The 14,000-nt window shown below is 70.6% G+C and carries 13 protein-coding genes; 6 read left to right on the forward strand and 7 right to left on the reverse strand.

The window, feature by feature from the left end:
- Positions 1–122 precede the first annotated feature (122 nt).
- The 4 genes from infB to rimP all read right to left on the reverse strand — a co-directional run bounded on the left by infB (position 123) and on the right by rimP (position 5,224).
- On the reverse strand, positions 123–3,305 hold the full coding sequence (infB, locus tag AB0H88_RS42745; protein ID WP_357654414.1) for a translation initiation factor IF-2: 3,183 nt from the start codon (positions 3,303–3,305) through the stop codon (positions 123–125).
- A 112-nt stretch (positions 3,306–3,417) separates the two neighbouring features.
- Positions 3,418–3,732: a YlxR family protein gene (locus AB0H88_RS42750; RefSeq protein ID WP_357654415.1), complete on the reverse strand. Its 315-nt coding sequence runs from the start codon at positions 3,730–3,732 to the stop codon at positions 3,418–3,420.
- Positions 3,716–4,720 (reverse strand): transcription termination factor NusA, encoded by a 1,005-nt coding sequence (nusA, locus tag AB0H88_RS42755; RefSeq protein WP_357654416.1) that lies wholly within the window; start codon positions 4,718–4,720, stop codon positions 3,716–3,718. The genes AB0H88_RS42750 and nusA overlap by 17 nt, the downstream gene beginning before the upstream one ends.
- A 12-nt stretch (positions 4,721–4,732) precedes the next feature.
- Positions 4,733–5,224 carry a ribosome maturation factor RimP gene (gene rimP / locus AB0H88_RS42760; protein ID WP_357654418.1) on the reverse strand — a complete coding sequence of 164 codons (492 nt, stop codon included), beginning with the start codon at positions 5,222–5,224 and terminating at the stop codon, positions 4,733–4,735.
- A gap of 220 nt (positions 5,225–5,444) precedes the next feature.
- Here rimP and AB0H88_RS42765 point away from each other — a divergent pair, with 220 nt between their 5' ends.
- Positions 5,445–5,912 carry a hypothetical protein gene (locus AB0H88_RS42765; protein WP_357654420.1) on the forward strand — a complete coding sequence of 156 codons (468 nt, stop codon included), beginning with the start codon at positions 5,445–5,447 and terminating at the stop codon, positions 5,910–5,912.
- Positions 5,909–6,337: a ferritin-like domain-containing protein gene (locus AB0H88_RS42770; protein ID WP_357654421.1), complete on the forward strand. Its 429-nt coding sequence runs from the start codon at positions 5,909–5,911 to the stop codon at positions 6,335–6,337. Before AB0H88_RS42765 ends, AB0H88_RS42770 begins: the two co-directional genes overlap by 4 nt.
- A 45-nt stretch (positions 6,338–6,382) precedes the next feature.
- On the opposite strand, the gene AB0H88_RS42775 is transcribed toward AB0H88_RS42770, so the two are convergent.
- Positions 6,383–7,429 (reverse strand): DUF5937 family protein, encoded by a 1,047-nt coding sequence (locus tag AB0H88_RS42775; RefSeq protein ID WP_357654423.1) that lies wholly within the window; start codon positions 7,427–7,429, stop codon positions 6,383–6,385.
- Positions 7,430–7,497: 68 nt separating this feature from the next.
- On the opposite strand from AB0H88_RS42775, the gene AB0H88_RS42780 reads away from it, so the two are divergent.
- Genes AB0H88_RS42780 through AB0H88_RS42795 form a run of 4 tightly spaced genes read left to right on the forward strand, consistent with a single transcriptional unit; the run spans position 7,498 to position 11,303 of the window.
- Positions 7,498–8,355, forward strand: coding sequence for a PHB depolymerase family esterase (locus AB0H88_RS42780; protein WP_357654424.1), 858 nt, complete (start codon positions 7,498–7,500; stop codon positions 8,353–8,355).
- Positions 8,352–9,335 (forward strand): tripartite tricarboxylate transporter substrate binding protein, encoded by a 984-nt coding sequence (locus tag AB0H88_RS42785; protein WP_357654426.1) that lies wholly within the window; start codon positions 8,352–8,354, stop codon positions 9,333–9,335. Before AB0H88_RS42780 ends, AB0H88_RS42785 begins: the two co-directional genes overlap by 4 nt.
- Positions 9,332–9,796, forward strand: a complete 465-nt coding sequence (locus AB0H88_RS42790) for a tripartite tricarboxylate transporter TctB family protein (RefSeq protein WP_357654428.1) — start codon at positions 9,332–9,334, stop codon at positions 9,794–9,796. Before AB0H88_RS42785 ends, AB0H88_RS42790 begins: the two co-directional genes overlap by 4 nt.
- A gap of 1 nt (position 9,797) precedes the next feature.
- Positions 9,798–11,303, forward strand: a complete 1,506-nt coding sequence (locus AB0H88_RS42795; protein ID WP_357654430.1) for a tripartite tricarboxylate transporter permease — start codon at positions 9,798–9,800, stop codon at positions 11,301–11,303.
- Positions 11,304–11,389: 86 nt separating this feature from the next.
- Here the strand turns inward: AB0H88_RS42795 and AB0H88_RS42800 are convergent, their stop codons facing one another.
- Together AB0H88_RS42800 and AB0H88_RS42805 are read right to left on the reverse strand one after the other, a co-directional pair.
- Positions 11,390–13,132 carry a proline--tRNA ligase gene (locus AB0H88_RS42800; protein WP_357654432.1) on the reverse strand — a complete coding sequence of 581 codons (1,743 nt, stop codon included), beginning with the start codon at positions 13,130–13,132 and terminating at the stop codon, positions 11,390–11,392.
- A 69-nt stretch (positions 13,133–13,201) separates the two neighbouring features.
- Entirely contained in the window at positions 13,202–13,885 is a 684-nt protein-coding gene (locus AB0H88_RS42805) for a hypothetical protein (protein WP_357654434.1), read from the reverse strand.
- Positions 13,886–14,000 lie beyond the last annotated feature (115 nt).

Consider the following 14,000-nt stretch of genomic DNA (forward strand, 5'->3'; position numbering starts at 1 on the left):
TTCTGCCCCACCTCGGGGTGGTGTTTTGTGCCCCCCCCCCCGGCGCGGCGGGTGGGCTCCGCGGGCGTCGCGGGGGGCGCCCCGCCCCCCGCCCGCCCCCCCCCCCCCCCCCCGGCCGCGTGTTACGCTCGCGGCTTCTCCCGCATCTCGAACGTCTCGATGACGTCGTCGATCCGGATGTCGCTGTAGCCGACCCCGATACCACACTCGAAGCCATCGCGGACTTCGGTCGCGTCGTCCTTGAAGCGACGCAGCGACGAAACGGTGAGGTTGTCGGCGACGACGACGCCATCGCGGATGATCCGGGCCTTGCTGTTGCGCACGATCGTGCCGGAGCGGACCAGCGAACCGGCGACGTTGCCGATCTTCGGCACCTTGAAGACCTCGCGGACTTCGGCGGTGCCCATCTGGACCTCTTCGAACTCGGGCTTGAGCATGCCCTTGAGCGCCGCTTCGATTTCCTCGATCGCCTGGTAGATGACCGAGTAGTAGCGGATGTCGACGCCCTCGCGCTCGGCCAGGTCGCGCGCCCGGGGCTCAGGCCGGACGTTGAAGCCGATGATGACCGCGTTGTCGTCGGCGACGGCCAGGTTGACGTCGTACTCGGTGATCGCACCGACGGCGCGGTGCAGGACACGGAGCCTGACCTCGTCGCCGACATCGATCTTGAGCAGGGCGTCTTCCAGGGCTTCCACCGAACCGGACACGTCACCCTTGATGATGAGCTTGAGCTCGTCGACGCGACCCTTCTCGAGGTTGCTGAACAGCTCCTCAAGGGTCAGGCGGCGGCTCGACCTCGCCATGTCGGCGCTGCGCTTGCGCGCCGCGCGCTGCTGGGCGATCTGCCGGGCCATCCGGTCGTCGGTGACGACGATGAAGTTGTCACCCGCGCCCGGCACGGCCGTCAGACCCATCACCAGGACCGGACGGGACGGCGTGGCCTCTTCGACCAGGTCGCCGTTGTCGTCGAGCATCGCCCGGACGCGGCCGTAGGCCTCGCCACAGACGATGGAGTCGCCGACGCGCAGCGTGCCGCGCTGGACCAGGACGGTCGCGGTAGGGCCACGGCCCTTGTCGAGGTGAGCCTCGATCGCGATGCCCTGAGCGTCCATCGCCGGGTTGGCGCGCAGGTCGAGCTCGGCGTCCGCGGTGAGCAGGATGGCCTCGAGCAGCTGCTCGATGCCGGTCCCGTTCTTGGCGGAGATGTCGACGAACAGCGTCGAGCCGCCGAACTCCTCCGCCACCAGGCCGTACTCGGTGAGCTGGGCACGGACCTTGTTGGGGTCGGCGCCCTCCTTGTCGACCTTGTTGACCGCGACCACGATCGGCACGTCGGCCGCCTGGGCGTGGTTGAGCGCCTCGATCGTCTGCGGCTTCACGCCGTCGTCGGCCGCGACCACCAGCACCGCGATGTCGGTCGCCTTGGCACCACGGGCACGCATGGCGGTGAACGCCTCGTGACCCGGGGTGTCGATGAAGGTGACCTTGCGCTCTTGACCCTCGTGCTCGGTGGCGACCTGGTAAGCGCCGATGTGCTGGGTGATGCCACCCGCCTCGCGCGCCACCACGTTGGTCTTGCGGATGGCGTCGAGCAGCTTGGTCTTACCGTGGTCGACGTGACCCATGACGGTCACGACCGGCGGACGCGCGGCCAGGTCGGCCTCGTCGCCCTCATCCTCGCCGAACTCGATGTCGAAGGCCTCGAGAAGCTCGCGGTCCTCCTCCTCCGGGCTGACGACCTGGATGTTGTAGTCGAGCTCGGAGCCGAGCAGCTGCAGCGTCTCCTCGTTGACCGACTGGGTGGCGGTCACCATCTCGCCGAGGTGCAGCATGATCTGCACCAGCGCGGCGGGATTGGCACCGATCCGGTCGGCGAAGTCGGACAGCGACGCACCGCGCGGAAGGCGGATCGTCGCGCCGTTGCCGCGAGCGACCTGCACGCCGCCGATCGCCGGGGCCGACATGTTGTCGAACTCCTGGCGCCTCTGGCGCTTGGACTTGCGGCCACGCGTGGGACGGCCACCGGGACGCCCGAACGCGCCCGCCGTGCCGCCACCGCGGCCACGGCCGCCGCCACCGGGACGACCGGCGAAACCGCCGCCGCCACCGGGACCACCGGTGCTCGTGCCCGGACGACCGGCGCCACCGCCGCCACCGGGACGACCGGCGAAACCGCCGCCGCCGCCGGGACGACCGCCGCCGCCACCGCCACCGGGACGGCCACCGCCGCCACCGCCGCCGGGACGACCGCCGCCACCGCCGGGACGGCCACCGCCGCCGCCACCACCGGGACCGGCGGGACGACCCTGAGGCATCATCATCGGGTTGGGACGCGGACCGCCGGGACGGGGACCGCCCGCACCGGGACCGGGACGCGGGCCGGCCGCACCGGGCGGACCAGGACGCGGACCGGCCGCACCGGGCCTGCCGTCGCCGCCACGACCCTGCGGCGGACGCGGGGCCGCACCGTCGCGCGGCGGACCGTCACGACGCTCGCGCTGCCCGGGACCGCTGCCGCCACCGTCGCGGTTGGCACCGGGACGCGGCGGCCGGGACTGGCCCATGCCGCTGGCGTTGGACGAGAACGGGTTGTTGCCCGGACGCGGACCGCGCGGACCCGGCTTGGGACCGGGACCCGGACGAGGACCGCCACCGGAAGGGGCACGGTCGGACGGGCCGCGATCAGACGGACCACGGTCGGACGGACCACGGTCGGAACGCGGAGCCGCCGGGCCGCCGCCACCGGAGGGCGCGCCGGAACGCGCCGCGGGGCCGGGCTTGGGACCCGGACGGGCGGCGGGACCGGGACGCGGGCCCGGAGCGGGGGCGCCCGGAGCGGGCGCGGGACGGGTGCCGCTGTCGAAACGCGCCTGCGGAGCGCCGGACGTGTCGGCACGCTCGGGCTCAGGCTGCGGCTGGTGCGGCATCGGCACCGGCGGGCGCGGCTGACCGCCGCCCGCAGGACTTGCCGGACTTGCCGGACCCGGACGCGGACCAGGCCTGGGGGCCGGACCCGGACGCGGGGTTGATGTTGGGGCCGACGCCTCCGCGGCGCCGTTACCGGCCAGGCTGTCCGCCGGCCGGGGAGCAGCCCTTGGCGGCTGCGGCTTGGACGACGAACCGCCGCCCCTCGAGGACCCACCCTTGGATGCGCCCAATGCTTCGGTGAGCCTGCGGACCACCGGCGCCTCGATGGTGGAGGACGCCGAACGGACGAACTCCCCCATCTCCTGGAGCTTGGCCATGACGACCTTGCTCTCTACGCCGAACTCCTTAGCGAGCTCGTATACCCGGACCTTCGCCACTGCACTCCCTTACTCGGCCCGGGAGGCTGGCTGTGCCGTCCGGACCGTCGCTACCTTGACATCTTCATCGCCGCGTGCTCATCAGGCGCTCATAGCAATCTGACTCCGCCCATCAACTCGGCGTCCTACATGACATTTCTTGGTTCTCCTTCTCCAGGTGCACCCGCACGCGCGAGACGTCAAGCGGCCCCGGCACGCGGAACGCGCGCGGAAACGCTCGGCGACGCTCGGCAAGCTCCAGACACTTCTCGGACGGATGCAGTGACGCACCTCGACCAGGAAGCCGTCCTCGCAGGTCAGGGATCACGCGATCCTCGACCCGCACCAAGCGGAGCAGGTCGGACTTAGCCGTACGGACCCTGCAGCCCACACAGGTGCGCTGTGGAGCCGCGTGGCCACCATATTCCAGCTTACCGTGTTGACGCATCTACGGAACCGGCAGCATCCTCGGCCTGGGTGTCAGGCCGGATGTCAATCCGCCATCCAGTGAGCCTGGCGGCAAGCCGGGCGTTCTGCCCCTCTTTGCCGATTGCCAGGGATAGCTGGTAGTCGGGCACGGTCACCCGCGCGACCCGGCCTTCGAGATCGAGGACCTCAACGTGAGAAACGCGGGCGGGCGACAGGGCATTCCCCACGAACTCGCCGGGGTCCTCGGACCAGTCGATGATGTCGATCTTCTCGCCGTGCAGCTCGGTCATCACGTTGCGCACGCGCGAGCCCATCGGGCCGATGCACGCGCCCTTGGCGTTGACGCCCTGCCTGCGCGACCTGACCGCGATCTTGGTGCGGTGACCGGCCTCCCGGGCCACGGCGGCGATCTCCACCGTGCCGTCGGCGATCTCCGGCACCTCCAGCGCGAAGAGCTTCTTGACCAGGCCGGGATGAGTGCGCGACAGCGTGACCGAGGGGCCCTTGTGGCCCTTCTTCACCTGCACCACGTAGGCGCGGATGCGCTCGCCGTGCACGTAGTCCTCGCCGGGCACCTGCTCGTTGTGCGGCAGGACGGCCTCGATCTTGCCGAGGTCGACCAGCACCACGCGCGGGTCCTTGCCCTGCTGGATCACGCCGGAGACCAGCTCGCCCTCACGGCTGGCGAACTCGCCGAAGTTGATCTCGTCCTCGGCGTCGCGCAGCTGCTGCAGGATGACCTGCTTGGCGGTGGTCGCCGCGATTCTGCTGAAGTTGCCCGGCGTATCGTCGAACTCTCTGACGATCTCGCCCTCGTCGTCGATCTCGGCGGCGAAGATGGTCACGTGCCCGCTCGTCCTGTCGAGCTCCGCGCGCGCCTTGGGCGCGGCACCCTCGGTCCGGAAGTAGGCGATCAGCAACGCGTCTTCGATCGCCTTGACGACCAGGTCGAAGGAGATGTCCTTCTCCCGCTCCAGGCTGCGCAGGACGCTCATGTCGATGTCCACGAGGCTTTCCCCTTAGCCTTCGTCGCCGTCGACGTCTTCGTCGTCGAACCGGCGGAACTCCACCTGCACCCGTCCACGGGCCAGGTCCTGATAGTCGAATCGGCGTCCGGCGCCGTCGACGTCGAGCTCGACGCCGCTCTCGTCGGCGGAGCGTACGCGGCCCTCCACCACGGAACCATCTCTCATCTCGGCCTTCACCAGCCGCTTGGCCGCACGCCGCCAGTGACGCGGCTCGGTCAGCGGGCGGTCGACGCCCGGTGAGGAGACCTCCAGCGTGTAGGCCGACTGGCCCATCGCGTTGGCGTCGTCGAGTGCCGCGGAGACGACCTGGCTGACGTCGGCCACGTCGTCGAGGCTCACGCCGCCGTCGCGGTCGACGATCACACGCAGCAGCCGGCGCTTGCCGGCCTGGGTGACCGTGACGTCCTCCAGATCGAGGCCCTCCGCGCCGACGACGGGCTCAAGGAGCTTCATCAGGTGGTCGCGGGGTGATGCGCTGCCCATATCGACCTCCCTATTGTCATGTCTCAGCCGGGCGGACCTCGCCTCTGGCTCTCAAGTCGCCTGGCCGCTCAGCCAGCTACGACAGTTGACACCCTATCTGTACGAGGGCACGAAGAGAGCGCCACTCGGCACGTGCGAATGGCGAGCGTCGCCTGACACGGGGAGCGAGCGCGAGACCGTACGATGCTATCTGCGTTCCGTTTACAGGAGGTCCCTGCCCGTGCGCCCGCGTTCCCTCTCACGGCGAGCCGTGCTGGCGGGCGGAGCGGCCGCCGCGGCCCTGTCGGGATGCGGCGCGTCCGACACCCCCCAGCCGTCGCCCACCCCGTCGGATGATCCTGAGCGGGCGCTACTGCGGCAGCTGATCGCCGACAAGCAACACACGATCGCCCTCTACTCCGCGCTGATCGCGGGCGGCGCGACCAAGCTGACCCCGTTCCGTGATCGCCACCAAGCTCACCTCGACGCGCTGCGCAAGCGCCTGCCCGGTGGCCCGACGACGCCCTCGGCCTCGGCGACCGCTCCCGTGCCCAAGACGTCACTGTCGCGGCTGCGTGAGGCCGAGCGCCGGTCGGCGGCGCTGCGCGTCCGCCAGCTCGCCGGTGTCTCACCGCAGCTGGCCCAGCTCATCGCCGCCATCGGCGCCTGCGAGGCCGCCCACGTCCTGGCCCTGCCGAGGTCGGCGTGACACCGGCCGATGTGGAGAAGCTGCGCAAGGCGCTGTCCGCCGAGCACGCCGCCGTCTTCGCGTACGGGCTGATCGGCGCGCGCACCACGGGCTCGCTGCGGACACGGGTCACGAACGCGTTCGACGCCCATCGCGCCAGACGCGACCAGTTGCGCACCGCCATCACCATCCGAGGCGGCACGCCGTCCGAGTCCGAGGGGGGCTACGCCCTGCCGATCGTGCCGTCGACGGCGGCGCAGGCGATCCAGCTCGCGGTCCACGTGGAGGCCGGCATCACGGCCGCCTACCTGGAGCTGGTGGCGTCGGACGACGCGTCGCTGCGCCGGTACGCCGCGCTGGCCATGCAGGAGTCGGTGGCCCGTTCCTACTCCTTCCGCCCCGCGATCACCACGGCCTTCCCCGGCATGTCGGGGCCCACCGGCTGAGGGATAGCCCCTCCGGGGGAGCGGAAGTAATCGGATGCGGGCCGCCTACCGGTAGAGCACCGTCAGCAGGTCGGTGCCCAGGCGTTCGATCGCCTCGGCGTCGAGTTGGTAGTAGACCACCGAGCCGCGCCGGTGCACGTGGACCAGGGCCGCCTCCCGCAGGTGGCGTAGGTGTCTCGAGACCTGAGGGGCGGTCATGCCCAGTTGGTTGGCGAGTTCCGAGGTGGCCACCGGGTTGCGCAGGATGGCGTAGCAGAGCTTGAGACGGGTCGGGTGCTGCAGGACGGCCAGCCGTTGCCGGGCGGTCTCCAGTGACACCCCGGCGGAGGTGCCCACGCCGTACTGGATGACCACCGGGTGGCCCGGGTAGTGCTTGACCACGAAGTGCGGGCGGCCGTACAGGCTGGGGACGAGCAGGCAGGGCCGGTCGGCGCCGATGTGGGCGGTGGCGTTGTAGAGCTTGTCCAGGACGATCCTGCGGCCGCCCTCGACGGCCGTGGCGGTGGGGAAGCCGGCCAGTGCCATGGGGCCGTGCACCGCGATCGCCCGTTCGCGCACCGCGGCCTCGGCGGCCAGGGCCGTCCGCAGGCCCGGCCAGTGCGCCTCGAAGGCCGCGGCGGCGAAGTCCGCCAGGAAGCCGGTCAGCTCGCGCCTGAAGCCCCACGGGTCGTCCCGCACGCGGGTGCCGAGCTCCACCCGGCTGGAGGAGATCAGTCTGAGGCGCTGGAGCACGTCGCCGCCGACGCCGGCGCTGTTCTTGCCGATGAGCGCCTGGAGGGTCATGGCGGTGAAGTCGCCGATCGGCAGCGCCTCGATCTCGGCCAGTTCGTCTTCGAGCGTCCTGGACCGGCCGGCGGACAGCGGCAGCAGGTAGCGGGCCCGGAAGGCGCTCCACAGGGGTGCCCACGCCGTCGCCCTGGCCAGCAGGTCCTCGTCGGCCTCCGTGTGGACCCTGGCCACCCAGCGGGCCGCCGCGGGGTGGTGTCCCGGCTCGTCGAGCGCGTGCAGGCAGGCGCAGAGCTCGGCCAGCGGGGAGACGCCCACGGTGATCGAGGCCGGGTCGGTGGAGGACAGGAGGAGCGTGACGGGCACGTTGCACATTACCGCGTTGGCGGCAATCTCCTTGTCCGAAACTGGTTATATGTCCAGGCTGTGGCGCCATGGTCAAGGCACCCCTACACGAAAGCGGCGGAGTCAAGCACCCCCGGGAGTTCTACTTCAGCGGGTCCACCACCATCTTCGCCTCCCGGTACGACCAGCGCTTCTCCTACTGCCTCTACGTGCCGACGGCCCACTCGCCCGACGGCCCGCCGGTGCCGATCGCCGTCCTGCAGCATGGGACGGGACGGCGCGGGCCGCAGTACCGCGACAACCTCGCCGAGTGGGGTGAGCGGCAGGGCTGCCTGGTCCTGGCGCCGCTGTTCCCCGCGGGCATCGAGGACGCGAACGACCTGCACGGCTTCAAGTTCATCAACTACCGCGGCATCCGCTTCGATCATGTGCTGCTGGCGATGGTCGAGGAGGTCGGCGAGCGCTTCAACGTCGACACCGGGCGGTTCCTCCTGCACGGCTTCTCCGGCGGCGGCCAGTTCGCCCATCGGTTCGCCTACCTGCATCCGGACCGGCTGGCCGGAGTGTCAATTGGCGCACCAGGGCGGATATCGTACATCGACTGGGACAGTCCGTGGTGGATCGGGCTCAAGGGGTTCGAGGAGGAGTTCGGCCAGGCGCCCAGGATCGAGGAGCTCGGGGCGGTGCCGGTACAGATGGTCGTGGGTGCCGAGGACGTCGAGACCTGGGAGATCAACAACCAGGGCGACGCCAACTGGATGGACGGCGCCGACGCCTACGGGACCACCCGTGTCGAGCGGCTGGCGGCGCTGCGTGACAACTTCGCCGCGCACGGCATCAACGTCAGGTTCGACGTCGTGCCCGGCGTGGCGCACCAGCCGATGAGCGTGCTGGAGCCGGTCAAGGACTTCTTCACCTCGATTCTCACCCCCCGGGAGACCTCATGAAGATCATTGTTGCCGCGGCCGCCCTGACGATACTGGCCACCGGTTGCGCGGTCGGCGAGAGCGCCGAGGCGGGCGCCGAATACCCGAGCAAGCCTCTGACGATCATGGCGCCGGGCAGCCCCGGCGGGGGCTGGGACACCCGTGCCCGCGGCATCGCCGGCGCGCTCAGTCAGTGCGAGATCACCACCGCGAAGGCCACGGTCGTCAACGTCCCCGGCGCGGGCGGCACGATCGGGCTGGCCCAGTTCGCCAAGAGCAAGGGCGACCCCTACCAGCTCATGGTCATGGACAGCGCGACCATGCTCGGCGGCATCGTCAACAACCACTCGCCCGTCGACCTGACCACGCTCACCCCGATCGCCGGGCTGAGCAGGGGGCCGAGCGCGATCGTGGTGCCGAAGTCCGCGCCGTACGCGGACCTGAAGTCCCTGCTCGCCGCGATGAAGAAGGACCCGCACGGCGTCAAGTGGACCGGCGGCTCGCTCGGCGGCCCCGGGCAGATGACCGTGGCGGGGCTGGCCAAGGGCCAGGGCATCGACGCCAAGCAGGTTAACTACGTGCCCACGGCGGGCGGCGGCGAGTCGATGAACCTGCTGCTCAGCGGGGCCGCCACCGCGGGCATCGACACCGTCGCCGAGCTTCGCGCGCAGCTCCAGGCCGGAGAGCTCAAGGCGCTCGCGGTGGACGGCGACAAGCGGATCGAGGGCATCGACGCGCCGACGCTGAAGGAACTGGGGCTGTCGGATCAGGCCATCTCCACGATGGCCGGTGTGCTCGCCCCTGCGGGGCTGTCGGCCGAGCAGCAGCGAAACGTCGTCAAGATGATCGACAAGATGCGGCAGACGACGTGCTGGCAGCAGGTGCTCAAGCAGAACAACTGGGTCGACGCCTGGACCCCTGGCGACTCGTTCAAGCAGGTGCTCACCGAGCAGCGCGGGCAGATCACCACACTCCTCGGCGAGCTGGGACTCGGCAAGTGAGCACCCGGCTCGTCTCCGCGGGGTTCCTGGCGGTCGCGCTGGTCGTGCTGGCGCAGGCGTTCATGATCCCCGACGGGGGCGGTTACCAGGCCGTCGGGCCCCGCGCCTTTCCGCTCCTGGTCGGCATCGGCATGGCGGTGGTGGCCGTGATCGGGGTGGTGCAGGCGTTCCGCGATCCGGTGACCCGCGAGGGCGCGGACGAGGGCGCGGACGAGGGCGTGCACTGGCGTCCCGTGCTGCTCCTCATCGGCGCGCTGGCTCTGTACGCCGTCCTGCTCGCGCCTGTGGGCTACTGGCAGGCCACCACGCTGTTCTTCGTCGCGGTCGCCCGCGTGCTCGGCAGCCGCAAGCTGGTGCGCGACATGGTCGTGGGCCTGCTGCTGGCGCTGGCCACGTATGTGCTGTTCGACCGGGTGCTGGGCATCACGCTGCCTCCGGGCCTGATCAGATTGGCGATCTGAGATGAGCGTACTGGGCCACCTGCTCGACGGCTTCGCGCATGCGCTCACCCTGCAGAATCTGCTGCTCGGCCTGCTCGGCGTCACCGTCGGCACGCTCGTCGGCGTGCTGCCGGGCCTCGGCCCGGCCACGACGATCGCGCTGCTGCTGCCCCTGACGATGGTGTTCGATCCGGTGGGCGCGTTCGTGATGTTCGCCGGGATCTACTACGGCGGCATGTACGGCGGCAGCACCACCGCGATCCTGCTCAACATCCCCGGCGAGACGGCGTCGATCCCCACCACGCTCGAGGGATACCCGATGGCGCGGAAGGGCCGGGCCGGGGCCGCGCTGGCCACGGCGGCCATCGGCTCGTTCGTGGCGGGCACGATCTCCACCGTCGTGATCACGTTCCTGGCGCCCGGGATGTCGGCCATCGCCAAGTCGATCCAGCCCGCCGAGTACTTCTCGATCATGGTGCTCGCCTTCGTCACCGTCACCTCGCTCATGGGCGACTCGATCGTGCGCGGCCTGTCCAGCCTCTTCCTCGGGCTGGCGATCGGCATGGTGGGCATCGACCAGATGACCGGCCAGCCGCGCCTGGCCTTCGGCGTACCGGACCTGTACGAGGGCCTGCCGGTCGTGGCGCTGGCCGTCGGCCTGTTCGCCGTGGCCGAGGCGGTCGCCACCGCGGCCCAGCGGAACCGGCGGGAGCAGCCGCCGGTGAAGGTGACCGGGCGCATCGGCATGACCCGCGAAGACTGGCGCCGGTCCTGGCGGCCGTGGCTGCGGGGCACCGCGTTCGGCCTGCCGATCGGCTCGCTGCCCGCGGGCGGCGCCGAGCTGCCCACCTTCCTCAGCTACAACGTCGAGAAGCGGCTGGCCAAGGACCCTGAGGAGTTCGGCCACGGCGCCATCGAGGGCGTGGCGGGGCCCGAGGCGGCCAACAACGCGGCGTTCTCCGGCGTGCTGGTGCCGCTGCTCACGCTCGGCATCCCCACCTCGGCCACGGCCAGCATGCTGCTGATCGCCTTCCAGATCTACAACGTGCAGCCAGGCCCGCAGCTCTTCGACCAGCAACCGGTGCTCGTGTGGACGCTGATCGCCAGCCTCTACATCGGCAACGTGATGCTGCTGGTGTTGAACCTGCCGCTGATCCGGCTGTGGGTGAAGCTGCTGAGCGTGCCGGCCGCGCTGCTGACGGCGGCGATCCTGACGTTCGCGACGCTGGGCGTCTACGCCACCTCGCAGAGCGTGTTCGAGATCCTGGTGGCGTACGGGTTCGGGCTGGTGGGGTTCGTCCTGCGGCGGGCCGGCTACCCGGTGGCGCCGCTGATCCTCGGGGCGGTGCTCGGGCCGCTGATGGAGGTGCAGTTCAGGCGGGCCCTGGCGTTCAGTGAGGGGGATCCGGCGGTGTTCTTCACCCGGCCCGTGTCGCTGGCCATCCTGGTGATCGCCGCCGCCTGCCTGATCGGGCCCGTGGTGCTCCGCCGGCGCGGCAGGATCTCCATCCCCGCGGCCATGGACTGACGCGCCGCACGGCTCCCCCTGGCAAAGCCGCACGGCTCCCCCTTGGACGAAGGGGGAGCCGTGCCGCGCGTTATGAGCAGTTCGCGTTATGAGCAGGCGGCCAGCACGCGGTCGGCGGCCGTGTCGAGCGGGATCTCCTCCTTGGCGCCCGTGGCCCGGTCGCGGAGCTCGACCACACCCTGAGCCAGCCCGCGGCCCACGACCACGATCGTGGGCAGGCCGAGCAGTTCGGCGTCCTTGAACTTGACGCCGGGCGAGACCCCGGCCCGGTCGTCGACGAGGACGCGCAGCCCGCGGGACTCCAGCTCGGCGGCCAGTTGGAGGGCCGCCTCGATCTGGTTGTCCTTGCCCGTGCCCACGATGTGCACGTCGGCGGGCGCGATCTCGCGCGGCCACACCAGCCCGAGCTCGTCGTGGGCCTGCTCGGCGATGACCGCCACGGCGCGCGAGACGCCGATGCCGTAGGAGCCCATCGTGATGCGGATCGGCTTGCCGTCGGGGCCCAGGGCGTCGAGCCCGGCCGCGTCGGCGTATTTGCGGCCGAGCTGGAAGATGTGCCCGATCTCGATGCCACGGTCGATGGACAGCGGCGAGCCGCAGCGGGGGCACGGGTCTCCGGCGCGCACCTCGGCGGCCTCGATGGTGCCGTCGGGGACGAAGTCACGGCCCGCGACCACGTGGGCGGCGTGCTTGCCGCACTCGTTGGCGCCGGTCACCCAGGAGGTGCCGGTGACCACCCGGGGGTCGACAAGGTAGCGGATGCCGAGCTCGCGCAGGACCTGCGGGCCGATGTAGCCGCGGATCAGGCCGGGGTGCTTGGCGAAGTCCTCGGCCTCGAAGATGGCGGGCTCGCCGGGGGCCAGCGCGGCCTCCAGGCGCTTGAAGTCGACCTCGCGGTCGCCGGGCACGCCGACGATCACCGTCTCGACCTTGTCGGAGCCGGGCGTGGTGACCTTGACGACAACGTTCTTCAGGGTCTCGGCGGCGGTGATCGACAGGCCGTGGTGCTCGTTGACGTAGGACACCAGCGACTCGATGGTCGGGGTGTCGGGGGTGTCGAGGACGCGCTGCGGCTCCAGCCCGTCGAGGGCGCGGGCCGGGGGCGCGGTCGTGGTGACGGCCTCGGCGTTGGCCGCGTAGCCGCAGGAGCGGCAGGCCACGAACGTGTCCTCGCCGGTGGGCGTGGGGGCCAGGAACTCCTCGGAGGCCGAGCCGCCCATCGCGCCCGACGTGGCGAACACGATCTTGTAATCGATGCCGAGCCGGTCGAACGTCCGGATGTAGGTCTCGCGGTGCTGCTCGTAGGAGTGCTTGAGCCCTTCGTCGTCGAGGTCGAAGGAGTAGGCGTCCTTCATCAGGAACTCGCGACCGCGCAGGATGCCCGCGCGGGGCCTGGCCTCGTCGCGATACTTCGTCTGGATCTGGTAGAGCGTGACCGGATAGTCCTTGTACGAGGAGTATTCGCCCTTGACCATGTCGGCGAAGAGCTCCTCGTGCGTGGGACCGAGCAGGTAGTCGGCGCCCTTGCGGTCCTTGAGCCGGAAGATCGTGTCGCCGTATTCGGTCCAGCGGCCGGTCGCCTCGTAGTATTCGCGCGGCAGCAGGGCGGGGAACAGCACCTCCTGGCCGCCCATCCGGTTCATCTCCTCGCGGACGACCTTGGCGACGTTTTCCAGCACCATCTTGCCGAGGGGCAGCCACGAGTAGATGCCGGGCGCCACGCGCCGGACGTAACCGGCGCGGACCAGGAGCTTGTGGCTCGGCACTTCCGCGTCTGCCGGGTCGTCCCGCAGGGTGCGAAGAAACAACGACGACATGCGCAGCGACACGGCTACTCCTTGTTCGGCCTGGATATGAGGACTACAGGCTATCGACTCGGAGCGACCCGCCGCGCGGCCTTATCCCGCGACGGGCACCCAGGCGCCCAGCGAACCGGCCACTCCGATCGTGAACAGGCCGACAAGGATCGCCGCCAGCGCCAGCGCGCGCACCCGGCCCGCCACGCTGCGGCGCAGCACGAGCACCAGCACGACGGACAGGGCGCCGACCACGGGCGCGGGACCGGGCAAGAACGCGGGGTCGCTGTGGATGAAGCCGGGCGTCGCGCGGTCGACCACGTCGGCGAGCAGCAGGGCGCCGATGAGACCCGCGGCCAGGTCGCCCCAGCCATCCGACCTCCTCGTCACGTAGGCGAGCAGGCCCAGCCCGACCAGCAGGCAGAGTGTCCAGTTCAGCCCGGCCGCGGAGCCGCCGACGCCCACGCCGCCGATGTCGGGCTCGCCGCGCAGCATGCTGCCGCCCAGAGTCACGACGATCATGGACAGGGAGGCCAGGAACGTGGTGAGCAACGCCCACCCGAAGCCCGCCGCGCTCGCCCCGACGAGCAGGGCCAGGCCCAGATACATGTAGGGGTCATAGAGCCGGCCGAGCCATTGGGGGCCGTGGCCGGCGGCGACTATGCCCACGAGCCCGACGACCACTCCGCCGAGGAAGGCCCCCAGCACATGGCGCTCGATGCAGCGCTGCCCACGGTCGTACGCGGCGAACTCCGCGTAGTCGATCGTGCTCTCCTTTACGGCCATCGCCTGGTCAACCCTCCCTTCGAAGCTTGTCGCAATACCACAACCAGATTATGTGGCCGTCCAGAAAAGGCAAATTTAGGCCAACCGAATGCAACGAAGCAATCGCTTGGTTAAA

It is taken from the genome of Nonomuraea sp. NPDC050680 (genome assembly GCF_040654555.1).
Classification (GTDB): Bacteria; Actinomycetota; Actinomycetes; order Streptosporangiales; family Streptosporangiaceae; genus Nonomuraea.

Bases quoted from the DNA above. Each gene is read 5' to 3' on its own strand.
- AB0H88_RS42750 (WP_357654415.1), bottom strand. From the start codon at position 3,732: ATGCGTCAACACGGTAAGCTGGAATATGGTGGCCACGCGGCTCCACAG.
- rimP (WP_357654418.1), bottom strand. From the start codon at position 5,224: ATGGGCAGCGCATCACCCCGCGACCACCTGATGAAGCTCCTTGAGCCC.
- AB0H88_RS42780 (WP_357654424.1), top strand. From the start codon at position 7,498: ATGGTCAAGGCACCCCTACACGAAAGCGGCGGAGTCAAGCACCCCCGG.
- AB0H88_RS42785 (WP_357654426.1), top strand. From the start codon at position 8,352: ATGAAGATCATTGTTGCCGCGGCCGCCCTGACGATACTGGCCACCGGT.
- AB0H88_RS42795 (WP_357654430.1), top strand. From the start codon at position 9,798: ATGAGCGTACTGGGCCACCTGCTCGACGGCTTCGCGCATGCGCTCACC.
- AB0H88_RS42805 (WP_357654434.1), bottom strand. From the start codon at position 13,885: ATGGCCGTAAAGGAGAGCACGATCGACTACGCGGAGTTCGCCGCGTAC.